The organism is Tenacibaculum sp. SM2510 (genome assembly GCF_057002845.1).
Window position 1 is genome coordinate 2,377,501 of the sequence record NZ_CP192703.1, and the last position, 19,493, is coordinate 2,396,993.

The 19,493-nt window shown below is 33.3% G+C and carries 15 protein-coding genes, 3 tRNA genes, 2 rRNA genes and 1 pseudogene (1 of these 21 running past the window's edge); 20 read left to right on the forward strand and 1 reads right to left on the reverse strand.

Translation table 11 applies throughout. The features are described from left to right. From ACQ629_RS10695 to ACQ629_RS10705, 3 genes are all read left to right on the forward strand, one after another. Positions 1-1,103: ribosomal RNA gene (locus ACQ629_RS10695) — 23S ribosomal RNA — on the forward strand (it extends 1,781 nt beyond the left edge of the window). A gap of 100 nt (positions 1,104-1,203) precedes the next feature. Beyond that, positions 1,204-1,312 (forward strand): 5S ribosomal RNA (rrf, locus tag ACQ629_RS10700). 64 nt (positions 1,313-1,376) lie between these two features. After that, complete coding sequence (locus ACQ629_RS10705; protein WP_483704802.1) at positions 1,377-2,165, forward strand: tRNA pseudouridine synthase A; 789 nt, start codon at positions 1,377-1,379, stop codon at positions 2,163-2,165. Positions 2,166-2,402: 237 nt separating this feature from the next. On the opposite strand, the gene ACQ629_RS10710 is transcribed toward ACQ629_RS10705, so the two are convergent. Further along, positions 2,403-3,545, reverse strand: coding sequence for an acyl-CoA dehydrogenase (locus ACQ629_RS10710; protein ID WP_483704803.1), 1,143 nt, complete (start codon positions 3,543-3,545; stop codon positions 2,403-2,405). Between the two features lie 89 nt (positions 3,546-3,634). Here ACQ629_RS10710 and ACQ629_RS10715 point away from each other — a divergent pair, with 89 nt between their 5' ends. From ACQ629_RS10715 to ACQ629_RS10795, 17 genes and pseudogenes are all read left to right on the forward strand, one after another. Continuing rightward, positions 3,635-4,702, forward strand: coding sequence for an anhydro-N-acetylmuramic acid kinase (locus ACQ629_RS10715; protein WP_483707213.1), 1,068 nt, complete (start codon positions 3,635-3,637; stop codon positions 4,700-4,702). Positions 4,703-4,884: 182 nt separating this feature from the next. Next, positions 4,885-6,117: a Glu/Leu/Phe/Val dehydrogenase dimerization domain-containing protein gene (locus ACQ629_RS10720; protein WP_483704804.1), complete on the forward strand. Its 1,233-nt coding sequence runs from the start codon at positions 4,885-4,887 to the stop codon at positions 6,115-6,117. A 9-nt stretch (positions 6,118-6,126) separates the two neighbouring features. Next, positions 6,127-7,524 (forward strand): sodium:proton antiporter NhaD, encoded by a 1,398-nt coding sequence (gene nhaD, locus ACQ629_RS10725; RefSeq protein WP_483704805.1) that lies wholly within the window; start codon positions 6,127-6,129, stop codon positions 7,522-7,524. A 138-nt stretch (positions 7,525-7,662) separates the two neighbouring features. Next, on the forward strand, positions 7,663-8,343 hold the full coding sequence (locus tag ACQ629_RS10730) for a MotA/TolQ/ExbB proton channel family protein (protein WP_483704806.1): 681 nt from the start codon (positions 7,663-7,665) through the stop codon (positions 8,341-8,343). After that, positions 8,343-8,735 (forward strand): ExbD/TolR family protein, encoded by a 393-nt coding sequence (locus ACQ629_RS10735; protein WP_483704807.1) that lies wholly within the window; start codon positions 8,343-8,345, stop codon positions 8,733-8,735. Before ACQ629_RS10730 ends, ACQ629_RS10735 begins: the two co-directional genes overlap by 1 nt. Before the next feature lie 61 nt (positions 8,736-8,796). Further along, on the forward strand, positions 8,797-9,621 hold the full coding sequence (locus ACQ629_RS10740) for an energy transducer TonB (protein WP_483704808.1): 825 nt from the start codon (positions 8,797-8,799) through the stop codon (positions 9,619-9,621). Between the two features lie 56 nt (positions 9,622-9,677). After that, positions 9,678-10,886, forward strand: coding sequence for a bifunctional folylpolyglutamate synthase/dihydrofolate synthase (locus ACQ629_RS10745; protein WP_483704809.1), 1,209 nt, complete (start codon positions 9,678-9,680; stop codon positions 10,884-10,886). Between the two features lie 60 nt (positions 10,887-10,946). Beyond that, a tRNA-Val gene (locus tag ACQ629_RS10750) sits at positions 10,947-11,021 on the forward strand. A 37-nt stretch (positions 11,022-11,058) separates the two neighbouring features. Further along, positions 11,059-11,133 (forward strand) — tRNA-Val (locus ACQ629_RS10755). Between the two features lie 37 nt (positions 11,134-11,170). Beyond that, positions 11,171-11,245 (forward strand) — tRNA-Val (locus tag ACQ629_RS10760). Between the two features lie 138 nt (positions 11,246-11,383). Further along, positions 11,384-12,667, forward strand: a complete 1,284-nt coding sequence (locus ACQ629_RS10765) for a nucleotide sugar dehydrogenase (RefSeq protein ID WP_483704811.1) — start codon at positions 11,384-11,386, stop codon at positions 12,665-12,667. Further along, positions 12,667-13,605 (forward strand): Gfo/Idh/MocA family protein, encoded by a 939-nt coding sequence (locus tag ACQ629_RS10770; RefSeq protein WP_483704813.1) that lies wholly within the window; start codon positions 12,667-12,669, stop codon positions 13,603-13,605. Before ACQ629_RS10765 ends, ACQ629_RS10770 begins: the two co-directional genes overlap by 1 nt. Positions 13,606-13,632: 27 nt before the next feature. Next, a pseudogene (locus tag ACQ629_RS10775) lies at positions 13,633-14,050 on the forward strand (adenylyltransferase/cytidyltransferase family protein); the annotation flags it as partial. Positions 14,051-14,059: 9 nt separating this feature from the next. Continuing rightward, a complete protein-coding gene (locus ACQ629_RS10780; protein ID WP_483707214.1) occupies positions 14,060-15,385 on the forward strand; it encodes a UDP-glucose dehydrogenase family protein in 1,326 nt (441 codons plus the stop codon). Between the two features lie 48 nt (positions 15,386-15,433). Further along, positions 15,434-17,887, forward strand: a complete 2,454-nt coding sequence (locus ACQ629_RS10785; protein ID WP_483704815.1) for an SLBB domain-containing protein — start codon at positions 15,434-15,436, stop codon at positions 17,885-17,887. Positions 17,888-17,893: 6 nt separating this feature from the next. After that, on the forward strand, positions 17,894-18,973 hold the full coding sequence (locus ACQ629_RS10790) for a Wzz/FepE/Etk N-terminal domain-containing protein (protein WP_483704817.1): 1,080 nt from the start codon (positions 17,894-17,896) through the stop codon (positions 18,971-18,973). Positions 18,974-19,287: 314 nt separating this feature from the next. Then, positions 19,288-19,425, forward strand: coding sequence for an acyltransferase (locus ACQ629_RS10795; RefSeq protein WP_483707215.1), 138 nt, complete (start codon positions 19,288-19,290; stop codon positions 19,423-19,425). The last annotated feature ends 68 nt before the right edge of the window (positions 19,426-19,493 follow it).

Consider the following 19,493-nt stretch of genomic DNA (forward strand, 5'->3'; position numbering starts at 1 on the left):
CGACTGTTTATCAAAAACACAGGGCTTTGCTAAATTGAAAGATGATGTATAAGGCCTGACACCTGCCCGGTGCTGGAAGGTTAAGTGGAGTTGTTAGCCTCGGCGAAGCAATGAAATGAAGCCCCAGTAAACGGCGGCCGTAACTATAACGGTCCTAAGGTAGCGAAATTCCTTGTCGGGTAAGTTCCGACCTGCACGAATGGTGCAACGATCTGGACACTGTCTCAGCCATGAGCTCGGTGAAATTGTAGTATCGGTGAAGATGCCGATTACCCGCAGCGGGACGAAAAGACCCCGTGAACCTTTACTATAGCTTCGTATTGGTTTTGGATAAGTAATGTGTAGGATAGGTGGGAGACTATGAAGCGGCGTCGCTAGGCGTTGTGGAGTTGTCCTTGAAATACCACCCTTTGCTTATCTAGAGTCTAACTCAGCAATGAGAACAGTGCGTGGTGGGTAGTTTGACTGGGGTGGTCGCCTCCAAAAGAGTAACGGAGGCTTCTAAAGGTTCCCTCAGCACGTTTGGTAACCGTGCGTAGAGTGCAATGGCATAAGGGAGCTTGACTGAGAGACATACAGGTCGATCAGGTACGAAAGTAGAGCATAGTGATCCGGTGGTTCCGCATGGAAGGGCCATCGCTCAAAGGATAAAAGGTACTCCGGGGATAACAGGCTGATCTCCCCCAAGAGCTCACATCGACGGGGGGGTTTGGCACCTCGATGTCGGCTCGTCACATCCTGGGGCTGGAGAAGGTCCCAAGGGTTGGGCTGTTCGCCCATTAAAGTGGCACGCGAGCTGGGTTCAGAACGTCGTGAGACAGTTCGGTCTCTATCTGCTGTGGGCGTTAGAAATTTGAGTGGATTTGACTTTAGTACGAGAGGACCGAGTTGAACTAACCTCTGGTGTATCTGTTGTTCCGCCAGGAGCATTGCAGAGTAGCTACGTTGGGAAGGGATAAGCGCTGAAAGCATATAAGCGCGAAACCCACCACAAGATGAGATTTCTTTAAAGGGTCGTGGAAGATTACCACGTTGATAGGATACAGGTGTAAAGGCAGTAATGTCATAGCCGAGTATTACTAATAACCCATAGGCTTATGTATAGTTCCCGGTCTTCGGACCGGGACGCAAACTCTTTTGATAATTTACGATATGATTTTACTAATATGTTAACTTATACAGTTGCAATATACTGAAACAATTTAAGGTGATTATCGCAATGGGGCTCACCTCTTTCCATCCCGAACAGAGAAGTTAAGCCCATTTGCGCCGATGGTACTGCCAATGGTGGGAGAGTAGGTCGTTGCCTTTCTTTTAAACCTCAATCTAGTTATAGATTGAGGTTTTTTTTTACGCGAAATTTAACTACTTTAGTTATGATGAATTATAAATACACCTACTTAGTTACCTTACAATATTTGGGGTTTCGTTTTCATGGTTGGCAAAAGCAGCCAAACTTAAAAACAGGGCATCTTTTTTTGGATAAAACACTCAAATTTATCTATAAGGGTATTCGTCTTAAAAGTTTAGGTGTTGGAAGAACTGATGCAAGAGTTTCTGCAACTCATTTTGCTTTTCAATTATTTATTGATGAGAAAGTAGATTTTGACCAATTTATGGTTGACTTTAATGCGAATGCGCCAGGAGATATGTGCGCTTTGAAGATTGAAGATATTGATAAAAATTTTAATATTATTCAACATCCGAAGTTAAAGGAATATCGTTATTATTTTTCATACGGAGAAAAAAACCATCCTTATGCTGCGCCATTCTTAACTCGTTTTAGAGAACAATTGGATGTTGATTTGATGAAAGAAGGAGCCTTGTTATTTGAAGGTTTTCATAATTATAAACGTTTTTGTACAAAACCAACTGAAGAAACAAAAGTTGAAAGAGAGATTGTGTTTTGTAGAATTGAAAAAAACACAGAATTAACAGCTTCTTTTTTTCCAAAAGAAAGTTTTGTGTTAATAGTTAGAGGGCAAGGTTTTTTAAGAAATCAAATCCGTTTAATAATGGGAGCTTTACATGATTTAGGAAAAGGAGAATTTGATTTAGATTTTATTAAAGAAAGTTTAAACCCTACTTCTGATATTGAGTTTATTAAAAATATTGCTCCTGCTTCTGGTTTGCATTTACACAAATTAGAATTTAAAGATTTGTAATAATAATTACACGCGTTAGCGATTGCAGTTTTGTTTGAGCTCTTTTGTGAAGGATGAACAGAAAGCGAGTACGGAAAGCGCGACCCTTGTGGTAACGCCCTTATGTTGATTACGCTTAATACAAGAAAAGTCCATCAAACTAATGATGGACTTTTAATATATAGTTCTGGACTTACTTTGTAAGCTATCTTCAAACAAGATATATTTTGTTTTCAATAATACTTAAATAGACAAGTTTTATCCTTTGATAATACCTCTTGAAATAACAATTTTCTGAATTTCAGAAGTTCCTTCGTAAATTTGAGTAATTTTTGCATCACGCATTAAACGCTCTACATGATAATCTTTTACGAAACCGTTACCACCGTGAATTTGCACCGCTTCAACAGATTGTTCCATAGCAACTTTAGAAGCATATAGTTTTGCCATTGCACCAGACATATCGTAATTATTACCTTGATCTTTATCCCAGGCAGCTTTCATTACTAACATTCTTGCAGCTTCAACTTCTGTATGCATATCAGCTAATTTAAATGCGATTGCTTGATGGTTGCAAATTTCGGTTCCGAATGCTTTACGCTCTTTAGAGTATTTTAAAGCTAATTCGTAAGACCCTGAAGCGATACCTAATGCTTGTGCAGCAATACCGATACGACCACCTGATAATGTTTTCATAGCGAATTTAAAACCGAATCCGTCTTCACCAATTCTGTTTTCTTTCGGTACTTTTACGTCGTTAAACTGTAAAGTATGCGTGTCAGAACCACGAATTCCTAATTTATCTTCTTTAGGACCTACATGAAAACCTTCCATCCCTGCTTCTACAATAAAAGCATTGATACCTCTATGTTTTTTACTACGATCGGTTTGTGCGATTACTAAGTAAACACCTGCACGACCACCATTGGTAATCCAGTTTTTGGTACCATTTAATAAATAGTGATCTCCTTTATCTTCGGCAGTTGTAGCTTGAGAAGTTGCATCAGATCCTGCTTCAGGTTCACTTAAACAAAACGCTCCGATTTGCTCACCAGTAGCTAATTTTGTTAAATATTTTTGTTTTTGTACTTCAGTTCCATATGCTTCTAGTCCATAACATACTAATGAGTTATTTACAGAAACCATAACAGAGGCAGAAGCATCAATTTTAGAAAGTTCTTCCATAATTAATACGTAAGAAATAGCGTCCATTCCGCTTCCTCCATATTTAGGATCTACCATGATACCTAAAAAACCAACTTCACCCATTTTACGAACTAATTCGTCTGGAAAGGTTTGTGCATTATCTCTTTCAATTACTCCTGGTAATAATTCGTTTTGTGCAAAATCACGGGCTGCATCACGAATCATTATGTGTTCTTCTGTTAAACTAAAATCCATTATATATGATTATTATATTCGTAAAAATTGATTCCAAAGATACTTTTTTCATAGCATATTTTCAACAGAGTTTTATTATTTTTACAGATATGAATAGCGATTTTTACTTTATTATAGGTTTGATGTCTGGAACATCATTAGATGGAATAGATTTAGTGTATGTTCAGTTTGATAAAAAGGATTATAAAAACTTTAAAATACTAGCTACAGATACTATTTCTTATAAGGATGATTGGAAAGAAAAGTTGCAAAAAGCCATTCATTTTTCTGAAGAAAAATTATTAAAATTAGACATTGAATACGGTGAATTGTTAGGAGCCGAGATTAATGTTTTTACTAAAAAAAATAAGATAAAAAATATTGACTTTGTTGCCTCTCACGGACATACAGTTTTGCATGAACCAGATAAAGGCATTACACTTCAAATTGGTAATGGAAAGAAGATATCTGAACTTACTAAACAAAAAGTGATTTGTGATTTTAGAACTCAAGATGTTAATTTAGGTGGACAAGGAGCTCCATTAGTACCTGTAGGAGATAAGTTATTATTTGCTAATTATGATTACTGTGTAAATCTTGGAGGCTTTGCAAATGTGTCGTTTAAAGAAAATGAAAACAGAATAGCTTTTGATATTTGTGCTGTAAATATCGTGTTAAATTACTATGTGCAAAAACTAGGATTTGAATATGATGATAAAGGGCAAATAGCAGAGACAGGTGAAATAAATTTTGGATTATTAGAAAAACTAAACGCTTTAGAGTTTTATAAAAAAACGCCACCAAAATCATTAGGATTAGAATGGGTGCAGACAAATATTTTGCCTTTGATTGATGAATTAGAAAGAGATATTCCAACAATTTTAAGAACATTTATAGAGCATTCAGCAATTCAAATAGGGAGAGTTATTCATGAAAATGAATCGGTTTTAATAACTGGAGGCGGTGTTTTTAACTCTTTTTTAATGCAGAGAATCGAATTTTATGCTGGAAATAAAATAGCAATTCAATCTAATGAACTTATCAATTATAAAGAAGCCATAATTTTTGCTTTTTTAGGATTGTTACGTGTTGAAAATCAGGTGAATTGTTTGCGGAGTGTAACGGGTGCAAAAAAAGACCATTCTTCAGGAGTGATTTTTAATCCCTCGTATTTTTAAATCAAAATATTTGAGCTATCATTTTTTTATGGTAAGTTTGTGACTGTCTGTTTTTAACAGCAATAATAACAATCAAAAACCTTTTTAAATGACACAACTTTAACTTCTCTTTAAGAGACTGTTTAAAAAATAATATTATAGATTATAACGAATTGAAGTTGAAAATTTATTAGAAGATATTTATGAAAGATTTACTTAAAATATACGAACAAAAAGAACCAGAAATTGTTTTTCATTGGAGAGATCAAGAAACTGATGCTGAAGGGTGGACAGTAATTAATTCATTACGAGGAGGTGCTGCCGGTGGAGGAACAAGAATGCGTAAAGGATTAAACAAGAATGAAGTTTTATCTTTAGCAAAAACAATGGAGGTGAAGTTTACTGTTTCTGGACCAGCAATTGGAGGTGCAAAATCAGGAATTAACTTCGATCCAAATGACCCAAGAAAAAGAGGTGTTTTAGAACGTTGGTATAAAGCGGTTACTCCGTTATTAAAACATTATTATGGTACAGGAGGAGATTTAAATGTAGATGCAGATAAAGATGTAATTCCGATTACAGAAAGCTGCGGAGTTTGGCATCCACAAGAAGGTATTTTTAATGGGCATTTTAAACCTACTGAGGCCGATAAAATCAACCGAATTGGACAATTACGTCAAGGAGTAATTAAAGTAATTGAAGACAAAAAATTCTCACCAGATTTATCAAAAAAATATACAGTTGCAGATATGTTAACTGGTTACGGTGTTGCAGAAGCAGTTAAGCATTACTATAATATTTATGGAGGAAATATTGAAGGCAAAAGAGCCATTGTTCAGGGTTTTGGAAATGTAGGTTCTGCAGCAGCTTATTATTTAACACAGTTAGGGGCTAAAGTTGTAGGTATTATAGATAGGGAAGGAGGAGTTATAAATGAAGCAGGATTTTCTATGGAAGAAATGAAGGATTTATTTTTAGCTAAAGATGGTAACAAATTAGTTACTGATAAGATGATTCCTTTTGATGAAATCAACAGTAAAATTTGGAGCTTGCCTGCAGAGATATTTGTTCCAGCAGCAGCTTCAAGATTGGTTTCTCAAGATCAAGTACAAAAAATGATTGATACAGGTTTAGAAGTAATTTCTCCAGGGGCAAATGTTCCTTTTGCGGATAAAGAAATTTTCTTCGGACCAATTATGGAATATACAGACAATCATTTAAGTTTATTACCAGATTTTATTTCTAATTGTGGTATCGCAAGAGTTTTTGCATACTTAATGGAAGCAAAAGTAGCGTTACCTATGGAAGATAAGGCTATTTTTGATGATACATCAAACATTATAAAGAAAGCATTACAAAGAGCATTCACAAAAAGTGCGTCGAAAACAAAAATTTGTTCAACAGCATTTGAAATTGCATTAAAAGAATTGATATAAATTTAAACAATGGAAGCAGCGATTATTTTAGTATTTGTAATGGGGTATTTAGCCATTACTTTAGAACATAATATAAAATTAGATAAATTAATTCCAGCTTTAGTAATGATGGCCATTTGTTGGGCATTAGTGGCATTAGGGGTTGATGGTTTTACAAATTGGTTTGATTCATCACAGCATGCTTTAGTAGAAGGTTTTGCAGGTTTGCCTCATAATGATAAGTTACATTTAGTTGAAGAAACTTTATTACATCATTTAGGAAAGACAGCGGAAATATTAGTATTTCTTTTAGGAGCAATGACAATTGTTGAAATTATAGATTATTTCGATGGATTTTCAACAATTAAAGATTACGTAAAAACAAAAAGCAAGAAGAAAATTCTGTGGATGTTTGGTGTGCTAGCATTTATTTTATCAGCAATTATAGATAACCTTACTGCAACAATCGTATTAATTTCTATTTTACAGAAAATAGTAAAAAGAAGAGAAGATAGAATTTGGTTTGCGGGTTTAATTATTATTGCTGCAAACGCAGGTGGAGCATGGTCTCCTATTGGAGATGTAACAACAACTATGTTATGGATTGGTAAAAAAGTAAGCACACAAATGTTAGTAGCGTACTTATTTATACCATCATTATTATGTATGATTGTACCAACCGTTATAGCTTCATTTTTACCTGCTTTTCAAGGTAATATTGAATCTGATGAAAAAGAAGAAGAAAGTAAAAAAAGCCCTCATAGTGCTAGAATGTTATATTTAGGTTTAGGAGCAATTGTGTTTGTACCTTTCTTTAAAACAGTTACACACTTACCACCTTATGTTGGTATGATGTTGTCTTTAGCAGTGGTAGCTACTTTTGCTGAAATTTATAGTAGATCTAAGTTCTCATTAACAGATTATAATAGTGAAGAGTCAGATGCTCACGCACACCACAGCCCTGTACATGCTTCATTATCTAAAATTGAGATGCCTAGTATTTTATTTTTCTTAGGTATTTTAATGGCTGTTGCTGCATTAGAATCATTAGGTATTTTATTTAATTTTGCGGATAGTTTAAAGCAAAGTATTCCGTTAATGGGAACAGAAGTAGCGGGTACAAATGTATCTGATTTAGTAGTAATATTATTAGGTATTGGATCAGCAATAATAGATAATGTACCATTAGTAGCTGCGTCATTAGGAATGTTTTCTGAACCAATAGATAATCCGTTATGGCATTTTATCGCCTTTTCTGCAGGAACAGGAGGATCAATGTTAATTATCGGTTCTGCAGCAGGAGTTGTAGCAATGGGTATGGAGAAAATTGATTTCTTTTGGTACTTAAAAAAAATATCTTGGTTAGCGTTTATTGGCTTTTTGGTAGGGTCTATAGCTTTCGTTATCATGAGAAGTATCATTTTATAATAATACAGTAAAATAAAAAATCATTTTGAAAAAAGGAAAGTACATTATATTGTGCTTTGTGGAATTCAAAATGATTTTTTTTGAACAATTAAAGTAGCAAAGAGTCGTTAGTATTAAAAGCACTTAAAAAATAAGTAGATGTTATTATTTATTCAAGAAAATTTACAAGAAACAATATCCGAAGAAAAAACATTGTCTGTAATTCAGTTAATTAAAGATGGTGGTTTAGGTGGTCAAATTATTATAGGTCTACTTTTTGTATTGTTAGCCGTAGCATTGTACATTTATTTCGAACGTTTTTTTGCTATTAAAGCAGCTTCTGAAGTAGATAAAAACTTCATGAATCAGATTAGAGATCATATTACAAGCGGAAAGTTGGAAAGTGCTAAAGCATTATGTGAGAATACTAATTCTCCTACAGCACGCTTAATCGGAAAAGGAATTTCTAGAATAGGAAAACCATTAGATGATATTAACAAAGCAATAGAAAATGCCGGAAAATTAGAAGTGTATCAATTAGAAAGAAACGTTTCTGTAGTAGCAACGATTGCTGGAGCTGCACCAATGATTGGTTTTTTAGGTACGGTAATAGGAATGATTGTTGCAATACATGAAATAGCAAATTCAGGTGGTCAGATTGATATTAAACTGCTTTCTGACGGATTATATACGGCAATGACAACAACAGTAGGCGGATTAATTGTAGGTATTATCGCCTACATATCATATAACCATTTAGTTGTTCGTACTGATAAAGTGGTACATCAAATGGAGGCAAAATCAGTGGAGTTTTTAGATTTATTAAACGAACCAGCCTAATGAATTTAAAAGGAAGAAATAAAGTTGATCCAAGTTTTAATATGTCGTCTATGACGGATATTGTTTTCTTGTTATTAATATTTTTCATGCTAACATCAACATTAGTTACGGTAAGTGCCATTGATGTATTATTACCAAAGGCAGGCGGTAAAACAGAAAGTAGCAAAGTAGTTGCAGTTACCATAACTGATAAAGCTGCTTTTTACATTGATAAAACTAAGGTGAATTCAGCTAACTTAGAACGAACAATTCTAACAAAAGTAGGGGCAGAAAAAAAGAAAACCATCGTTATTAGAGGTGATCAAAATGCTCCTTATAAAAGCGTAATGAAAGTTATTGATATTGCGAATAAGAATAAATTAAAAATGATTTTAGCTGTTAAAGCTAAATAAATTGATTCATACTTCGAGTTATTTTCGAAGGATGCTAAAACAGTATTGAGGAGTTAGTAATATGAAAATATTTGAAACCGAACATAAACGTAAATCAGCAATTATTACTGCTGTTATTCTGATGCTTTTAATTGTTGGAGTATTCAATTTCGGAATGAAATATTTAGATCCACCAATAGAATACGGATTGGCTATTAATTTCGGTAATTCAGAAGTTGGTAGTGGTGAACCTGTCGAGAAGATAAAATCCCAATCGGCACCAGAAAAACCACAAGAAGAAGTTGTTGAAGAACCTGTAAAAGAAATACCGCAAGAAACTGTGCAGGAAGAAGTAATTACGAGTGAAACTTTAAAAGAGGTTCCTGTTATAGAAAAGTCAAAAGAAAAAAAGGAAGTAGTAAAAGAAACGCCTAAAAAAGTAACACCAAAAAAGAAGCCGAAACCTAAACCATCAAAAGAAACAACGGATGCGTTAAATAGTTTGTTAAACGGAACATCGAAAGATGGGGAAGCAAAAGGAGAGGGAGATGATGACAAATCGGGCGTAAAAGGAAACGAAAAAGGCGATCCAAATTTTAGTAAATATTATGGGAATTCAGGAAGTGGTTCTGGAGGAAATTATAATTTAGAAGGAAGAACAGCACTCTCTAAGCCGATACGAAAACCAGATTGCCAGGAAGAAGGTACGGTGGTCGTTAGTATTGAGGTTGATCAAAACGGAAAAGTTATCAAAGCTATTCCGGGAGTAAAAGGATCAACAAATACAGCAGCGTGTTTGTTAAAACCAGCTAAAGAAGCTGCTTTAAGAACAAAATGGAATGCAACGGTAAATGCGCCGTCAAAACAAAGAGGAACCATTATCTACAAGTTTTCTTTGTCTAAATAATTGGCTTTTAATAAAATTTCATCTCAATTAATATTGAGAGGTTATAAAATAGATATATGACATATCAAGAAACCCTAGTTTGGATGTTTGCGCAACTGCCAATGTACCAAAATCATGGTAAAACAGCTTTTAAAAAAGATCTAACCAATAGTATTGCTTTAAGTAACGAGTTGGGGGGTCCAGAAAAGAAATTTAAAACGATTCACGTAGGTGGAACTAATGGAAAAGGCTCTACAAGTCACATGATAGCTTCTATATTACAAGATTCAGGCTATAAAGTAGGGTTATATACTTCGCCACATCTTAAAAATTTTACTGAACGTATTCGAATAAACGGAGAAGAAATAGGTAAAGAGAGTGTCGTTGCATTTATATCAGAAAATAAATTCTTTTTAGAAACACAACGCTTGTCATTTTTTGAAATGACAGTAGGAATGGCATTCGATTATTTTGCAAAGCAACAAGTTGATATTGCTATTATAGAAGTAGGTTTAGGGGGGCGATTGGACTCTACAAATATTATTACGCCAGAAGTGTCGGTAATTACAAATATTGGTTTAGATCATACACAGTTTTTGGGAGAGACATTGCCAGAAATTGCTTTTGAAAAAGCGGGAATTATTAAAAACGGAGTTCCAGTAGTTATTGGTGAACGACAAAAAGAAGTTGAAAGTGTTTTTATAGCTAAAGCAGATGCTTGTAATGCTAAAATTCTTTTTGCTTCGGATGAAGCGTTTAGTTATGAAACCGATTTATTAGGCGATTATCAATCTAATAATATAAAAACAGCTGTAAAGGCTATTCAGCAGTTAAAAGTATTTAAAATATCAGAAGAAAATATAAAAAAGGGTTTGTTAAACGTTGTTAAAAACACCAATTTAAAAGGGCGTTGGCAAATTTTACAAACTGCACCAAAAATAATTTGTGATACAGCACACAATAAAGAAGGTTTGAGCTATACCTTAAAACAACTTGCAAAAGAAAAGTTTAAAGCATTACATATTGTTTTAGGAGTGGTTTCTGACAAGAGTTTAAAGGATATTTTACCAATGTTTCCTGAAAAAGCAATTTATTATTTTTGTAAACCGGCTATTCCAAGAGGGATGTTAGAAAAAATATTAAAAGAAGCAGCAAGTGAATTCAATTTGATTGGTGATTCGTTTAATTCTGTAAATCAAGCTTTTGAAGCAGCGAAGCTAAGAGCAAGTAAAGACGATGTAGTTTACGTTGGAGGAAGTACATTTGTTGTTGCAGAAATTTTATAAAATAAAGTAGAATATTATTGTTTTTTTCTAAAACAATACTATATTTGCACCCGCAATTGAGGGCAATTAGCTCAGTTGGTTCAGAGCACCTCGTTTACACCGAGGGGGTCGGGGGTTCGAATCCCTCATTGCCCACAGAATTCCAAGCCGAAACGGAATTAAAAAAATATCGGGGCAATTAGCTCAGTTGGTTCAGAGCACCTCGTTTACACCGAGGGGGTCGGGGGTTCGAATCCCTCATTGCCCACAGGATTCCACACCGAAACGGAATTAAAAAAATATCGGGGCAATTAGCTCAGTTGGTTCAGAGCACCTCGTTTACACCGAGGGGGTCGGGGGTTCGAATCCCTCATTGCCCACAGAAAGTCTCATCAGAAATGATGAGACTTTTTTTTGTTTAACATATTACTTCCTATAGTTTTTTTGTAATTTCGTAAATTAATTTAATAGATAGATTAAGTGTAGGCTTAATCTTATAAGTTGCTAAATCATAATTAATGAATAAGTCGAAAATTGCAATCATAGGATTGGGTTATGTAGGGTTGCCTTTAGCAAGGTTATTTGCAACTAAATATTCGGTTGTTGGTTTCGATATAAAATCTAAAAGAGTTGAAGAGTTAAAGTCAGGTTTAGATTTAACGTTAGAGGTAGGTGACGATTTATTAAAAGCTGTTTTAGTAGACAGCGATTCTGATAAAAAAGGCTTATTTGTAACAAGTAATGCTGATGATATAAAAAACTGTAATTATTATATTGTTACAGTGCCAACATCTGTAGATAAAAACAACCAACCTATTTTAGCACCTTTATTAAGTGCTAGTAAAACAATAGGAACTGTTTTACAGAAAAACGATATCGTTATTTACGAATCTACCGTATATCCAGGGGCAACAGAAGAAGATTGCGTACCTGTGTTAGAAGAAGAATCAGTGTTAAAATTGAATCAAGATTTTTATGTAGGGTATTCACCAGAAAGAATAAGTCCGGGAGATAAAATTCGTACTGTAGAAAATATTTTAAAAGTTACTTCAGGATCTACAAAAGAAACGGCTCAAAAGGTTGATGATTTATATAAGTCGGTAATTGCTGCAGGAACTCACATGGCACCCTCTATTAAAGTAGCCGAGGCTTCAAAAATTATAGAAAATTGCCAGAGAGATATTAATATCGCTTTTGTGAATGAGTTGGCTAAAATTTTCAACCTAATGAATATTAATACGAGCGAAGTTTTAGAGGCAGCAGGGACAAAATGGAACTTCTTACCTTTCAAACCAGGTTTAGTTGGTGGGCATTGTATTGGAGTAGATCCATTTTACTTAGCGCAAAAAGCACAGCAATTTGGGTATTATCCCGAAATAATTTTATCAGGAAGGCGTTTGAATGACAGTATGGGTAATCATATTGCATCAGAAGTGGTGAAATTGATGATATCTGAAGATGTGAAAGTTAAAAATGCTGAGATTTTAATTTTAGGAATAACGTTTAAAGAAAACTGTCCGGATATTAGAAATACAAAAGTAATTGATGTGTATCACGCTTTAAAAAGCTACGGAGTTAATGTTGATATTCACGACCCGTGGGCTAAAGAAAAAGAGGTTTCAGATACATACGGCATAAGTTTAAATGATACTCTTTATAAGAAAAAATATGATGCTGTTGTTTTAGCGGTATCACACAATAAATTTAAACAAGTAGATTTATTGAGGTTGAAAAAGGAGAATGGGGTTGTATATGATGTAAAAAATTTTCTACCTCAAGAATTAACAGATAAAACATTATAATGAAAAATTTCGCTTTAATTGGTGCCGCCGGATATATAGCTCCACGTCATTTAAGAGCTATAAAAGACACTAATAATAATTTAATAGCTGCGCTCGATAAATTTGATAGTGTGGGAGTGATGGACAGTTATTTTCCAAAGGCAGATTTTTTTGTGGAGTTCGAGCGATTCGATCGTCATATAGAAAAAATTAAACGCCAGCAAAATATTCAGCTCGATTATGTGAGTATTTGTACGCCAAATTATTTACACGATTCACATATAAGAATGGCTTTGCGCAGAGGAGCAGATGCTATTTGTGAGAAACCATTAGTTTTAAATCCGTGGAATGTAGATGCTTTACAAGCAATAGAAAAAGAATCTGGAAATAAAATTAATACGATTTTGCAATTAAGATTGCACCCAAGTATTATTGCGCTAAAAAAGAAAGTAGAATCAGAGAGTAAAAAAGGAAAATACGATATCGATTTAACCTATATAACTTCTCGTGGTAATTGGTACGATGCTTCATGGAAAGGAGATGAAAGTAAATCGGGAGGAATAGCAACAAATATCGGAGTGCATTTTTACGATATGCTTTCTTGGATTTTTGGTGAGGTACAAGAGAATTTGGTGCATTTAAGAGAAAAAGATAAATCGGCAGGCTATCTAGAGTTTGAAAATGCAAGAGTGCGTTGGTTTTTATCTATAGATGAAAATTCATTACCAAAGCAAATTCAAGAAAACGGACAAAGAACCTATCGCTCTATAACGGTGGATGGAGAAGAAATAGAGTTTAGTGGCGGATTTACAGAGTTGCATACCGAAAGTTATAAAGGCATTTTAAAAGGAAAAGGTTTCGGATTGATAGATGCCAAGCAATCTATAGAAATTGTACATGATATTAGAAATACCGAATTGGTTAATATAGGAGAGAAACATTTGTTTTTAAGTAGATAAAAGTATATTTGCAAAAAAGAAAAAGGAATGAAAATAGGAATAACCTTTAGTGCTTTCGATTTATTGCATGCAGGTCATGTAAAAATGCTTGAAGACGCAAAAGAACAATGCGATTACCTTATTTGCGGTCTTCAAACAGATCCTACTGTTGATAGACCCGAAAAAAACAAACTAATTCAATCTGTAGTAAGAAAGATATATTCAGTTAAAAGAATGTAAGTACGTTGATGAAATAGTGCCTTATGCTACGGAACAGGGCTTAGAAGATGTATTGCAATCTTTTAAAACATATATACGTGTTTTAGGAGATGAATATGCAGATAAAAACTTTATAGTGAGGTCGTATTATGAAGGAAAAAATATAGTATTATTTTATAATAAAAGAGAACATCGTTTTTCAAGTAGTGAACTTCGAAAAGAAGTTGCTCAAAAAGAAAGTATAAAAAAAAATAGAATGAATATAGCTGTAATAGGTTCTGGGTATGTAGGTTTGGTTTCAGGGGCATGTTTTTCAGAGATGGGGAATAAGGTTACTTGTGTAGATATTGATCAGCATAAAATAGACAAGCTACATGAAGGGATTATCCCTATTTATGAACCAGGTTTAGAAAAAATGGTGTTGAAAAATATAGCTAATAAAAATCTATTTTTCACAACCAAGCTAGAAGAAGCTATAAGAGATGCTTCTATTGTTTTTATAGCTGTAGGAACGCCCATGGGAGATGACGGTTCTGCTGATTTACAATATGTGTTGGCGGTAGCTAAAGAAATTGGTAGCAAGATGAATAAAAGACTTGTGGTGGTTGATAAATCGACTGTACCTGTTGGTACAGCAGACAAAGTTAAGGCAACGATTCAACAAGAATTAGATAATAGAGGGGAAGATATAGATTTTGATGTAGTTTCAAATCCTGAGTTTTTAAAGGAAGGAGCTGCCATCGATGATTTTATGAAGCCTGATAGAGTTGTTATTGGCGCTGAATCTGATTATGCTTTTGATAAGATGAAAGAATTATATAGTTCTTTTTTTAGATCACACGATCGTTTTATAACCATGGATATTCGCTCTGCAGAAATGACAAAATATGCAGCAAATGCAATGTTAGCTACTAAAATTTCTTTTATGAATGAGATCGCTAATATTTGTGAAAAAGTAGGCGCAGATGCGAATCAAGTTCGTATTGGTATCGGTTCAGATAGTAGAATAGGATATAGCTTTATTTATCCAGGAGCAGGGTATGGAGGTTCATGTTTTCCTAAAGATGTAAAGGCGTTAAATAAAATAGCAGAAGAAAACGGATACAACGCGCAATTAATTCAGTCTGTAGAAGAGGTTAACAATCGTCAGAAGTTTGTTGTTGCAGAGAAAATTGTAAAAAGATTTGGTGAAGATTTATCAGGAAAAAATTTTGCACTTTGGGGCTTGGCATTTAAGCCAGGAACTGATGATATGCGCGAAGCACCTGCAATTTATGTCGTAAAAGAATTGTTAAAACGAGGAGCAAAAATAAAAGCATACGATCCGAAAGCTATGGATGAGGCTCAACATTTTTATTTAAAAGGTATTGAGGGTATTTCGTATTTCGAATCAAAATATGAAGTATTAAAAGAGGCAGATGCTTTAATTATGCTAACAGAATGGAAAGAGTTTCGTTCTCCTGATTTTTCAGAAATAAAACAACAACTAAGCACTCCTATAATTTTTGATGGAAGAAATCAGTATAATGTATTTAATTTAGAAGATAAAGGTTTTGAATACCATCAAATAGGAAAAGCCTAAAAAAAATCGTTAGTAAAGAATTCATTAATTGGTTTAAAAATTATGCAGTTGAAAAATAAAACAGGAAAAAAAGAATTATTAAAACGTGTTTTCATAGTTCTTTTCATATTAGCTAGTTTTACAAATTATGCTCAGAATATTCAACAACAAATGAATACTATTGAGGTAGATAATTTGTCAGATAAACAAGTTGCTAATTATTGGGACAAAGCTAAAAAAGAAGGGTATACTTTAGAACAGGCATTAGCTATTGCTAAAACTAGAGGGATGTCTGAAATTCAAGCTCAAAAATTACAAACTAGGATTCGAAATTTAAATACTTCAACAAATAGTAAAAGCAAAGTAGAAGATTCATCACAAAACTCGGACAGTTCGGGTAATTCGGAAAATGAACTGTTTTTTGGATTAACAGGGGAAGAAGATATAACGCCTGAAAAAACATTGCTTTTCGGGTACGACTTTTTTAACAATCCAAATATTTCATTTACACCGAATTTAAATGTGGCAACACCTGAAAATTATGTAATTGGTAGCGGAGATGTTATTTCAATTGATTTATGGGGTGCTGCTGAGGCTAATTACGAAAAGAAAATAAATAGGCAAGGAGCAATTAATGTTCAAGGGGTTGGATATATTCAATTGGTAGGTTTGCCAATAAAAGCAGCTAAATCTAAAATAAAAAATTATTTAAAAAGAATTTATGCAGGAATCGGTGCTTCGTCTAACAGTTATAATAAAGTAAATATAGCTGTTTCTATAAAAGAAGTTAGAAATGTTCAAGTAAGTATTGTTGGTGAAGTAAAAGTGCCAGGTTCTTATTCATTAAGTGGTTTTTCAACAGTTTTAAACTCCTTATATGCAGCCGGTGGGCCAACCGAAAACGGAACTTTTAGAAATATAAGATTATTTAGAGGTGGTGAAAAAGTAGCTGATTTTGATTTTTATGATTTTTTAACAAATGGGTCTGAAGAAGGAAATATAACGGTTCAAGACCAAGATGTAATTATCGTAAAACCTTATGAGAAGTTAGTAACTATTGAAGGGGCGGTTAAAAGACCTGGTTTGTATGAAGTAAAGGATTCAGAAACGGTTTCAGATTTATTAAAATATTGTAGCGGTTTTGTATCAAATGCATATAAACAAAACATCATCATAGAAAGAGTAAACGGAAAACAAAAAGAAATAGTGGAAATTCCGTTTAAAAACATAGCTATAGAAAAATTAAAAGATGGAGATTTTATAACAATAAATGAAATTACTGATGATTTTTCAAATAGAATAAGCATAGCAGGTGCTGTTTTTCAACCTGGTAATTATGAATATAAAGAAAATTTATCCGTAGCAGCTTTGTTAAATAAGGCAGAAGGGCTTACCAGAGAGGCTTTTTTAGATAGGGGAATTATTGTAAGAACTTATGATAAAACTAACAAAGAGACAATATCATTTTCATTGAGAGACGTAAATAAAAATTTATTTTTGAAAGAAAACGATAGTATTTATATTTTCAACAAAGAAGAGTTAAAAGAAAAAGAATTTATTACTATTAATGGAGCGGTTAATAAGGCAGATAAATTTGATTTCATGAAAGGGATGCAAGTTGAAGATTTAATTGCCCTTGGAGGAGGATTAAAGGATGGCGCTGACGCTAATACTATTGATGTTTCAAGAAGGTTAAAAGATGGTAGTTTTGAAACAATAAGTAAAAATTTTAATCTTAGTGCAAGCGAAAGTTTAGAAGGTACGGCTAGTGATAGTTTTATACTACAGCCTTTTGATATTGTTTCAGTTCGTTATTTAAAAGGATATACAGAACAAAAAACAGTATTTATAAAAGGAGAAGCTAACTTTGAAGGAGAATATTCTTTAGGAGGTAAGAATGAAAGAATTTCAGACTTAATAGTACAAGCAGGAGGGTTAACAAAATACGCATATATAGAAGGCGCTTTTTTAACAAGAAAAAACAATAAGGTAGAAGATGTTAAACAATTAGAAATGATAGCAGACTTTGCTAAAAAAGACAGTTTAACAGCCGACACATCAAAAGAAATAAAACAGAAAAATACTTTTAAGATTGGTATTAAATTAAATGAAATTTTAGCCGAAGATGGTAAAGATTCAAAATTCGATTTAATATTAGAAGAAGGTGATGAGCTTTTTATACCTTCAGAAAGGCAAACCGTAAAAGTTGAAGGAGAAGTATTATCCCCATCATTAGTAAGGTACGAGAAAAGCAAGAGTTTTAAACATTATATAGAAAATTCGGGTGGTTTTTCTGCAAATGCAAAAAAGAGTAGGGCCTATGTTATTCATGCAAATGGAGATATAAAGACAACTAAACGGTTTTTGTTTTTTAAATCATATCCTAATGTAAAGCCAGGTTCAGTAATTTTAATACCTAATAAACCCGAAAATAAAGATAAGATGTCAACGCAAGAAGTAATTGCGATTACTTCTGGTTTGGCTACTTTAGGAGTGTTGATTAAGAGTTTAACAGACAAGTAATAGGATATGGAAAATAAAAAGAACCATAATGCTGAAGACGAAATAGATTTACTAGCATTGTTTAAAACTATTTGGCAAGGAAAGAGAACAATTATCCGTTACGTTATTGTATTTGGATTCATAGGTTTGTTTATCGCTGTTTTTTCAGAAAAAGAATATACCGCCTCAACAACAGTTATTCCACAAACTAAAGGTAGCAATGTTGGCGCAAATTTAGGCGGACTAGCCGCTATGGCTGGAATAAATTTAGGAGCATCAAGTAATACAGAGAGTATACCACCTAGTTTGTACCCTCAAATAGTGAGTAGTATACCTTTTAAAAGAGAGTTGTTAAAGGTTTCTGTAAAATTTTCACACATCACAGAAGAGGTTACTTACAAAGAATATTATGAAAAGTATAAAAAAAGGAATGTTCTTTCTGTTATAAAAGACTACACTATCGGTTTGCCTAATAAAGTATTTAATTTGGTTAAAAGTGAATCGAATAATATCAAACAGAAGAACAAAGATGCTATTTATAGAATATCAGTTAATGAGAATAAGCTATTTAACCAACTAGAGGGGCAATTAGTAATAGATAATAACAGCAAAGATGGTTTTATTAAAATTTATTTTTCAATGCCAGAAGCATTTCCTGCTGCGCAAATGACGAAGAAAATCCAAGAACTATTACAAACAGCGATTACTAAATTTAAGACACAAAAAACTAAAGAAGAGTTTGAATTTATAGAAGAACGATATGCTGAATTAAAAAAAGATTTTAAAAAAAAACAAGCTGTTTTAGCAAGTTATAGAGACCGTAATCAGGGCTTAATTACCTCGCGCTCACAATCGCGTTTAGAAAGTTTGCAATCTGAATACAATTTAGCATTTAGTATTTATTCTGAATTAGCGAAGCAATTAGAAACTCAAAAAATAAAGCTAAAAGAAGATACGCCTGTTTTTACGGTGATAGATCCTGTAAGCGTTCCTGTTGTAAAATCAAAGCCTAAAAGAGCAATAATTTTTATAATTTGGCTGTTTTTGGGGATAGTAATTGGAACAGGAGTTGTTTTTGGTAAAGATTGGATTAAAAAATTAAGATGAGTATGGCTATTTTAGAGAGAGTTATTTTAAAACTTCATAGACTAAGGTTTCGGTTGTTATACCCTAAAACATACAAAAAAGGAATTGTTTATGGACCTTTTTCAATAATACATCCTTAAAAATTACAATTTGGAGAAAGATTTTCATTAAATGACTATTCTTATTGGAATGCAACAAATGGAATTAGAGCGGGAAATAATGTAGCTATTTCTGCTGAAGCAAAAATAATATCACTCAAATTAAATTTCACAAAAGATAGTAATACTAAATTAGTGCATGTTGGTTTTGAAATAATAATAGGAAAAAATGTGTAAATAGGGGCAAATGCAATAATATTACCAAATGCTTCTATCTGTGATAATGTAATTATTGGAGCAGGAGCAGTCGTATTTAAAAGTATTTTAGAACCAGTTATTTATGTTGGAATACCAGTGAAAAAAATACATACGTAAATTATTGGAGAATATTAATTTTTTGACCATCGTAAAAATATTAGATTTTTTAATTCCGTTAGTTGTAT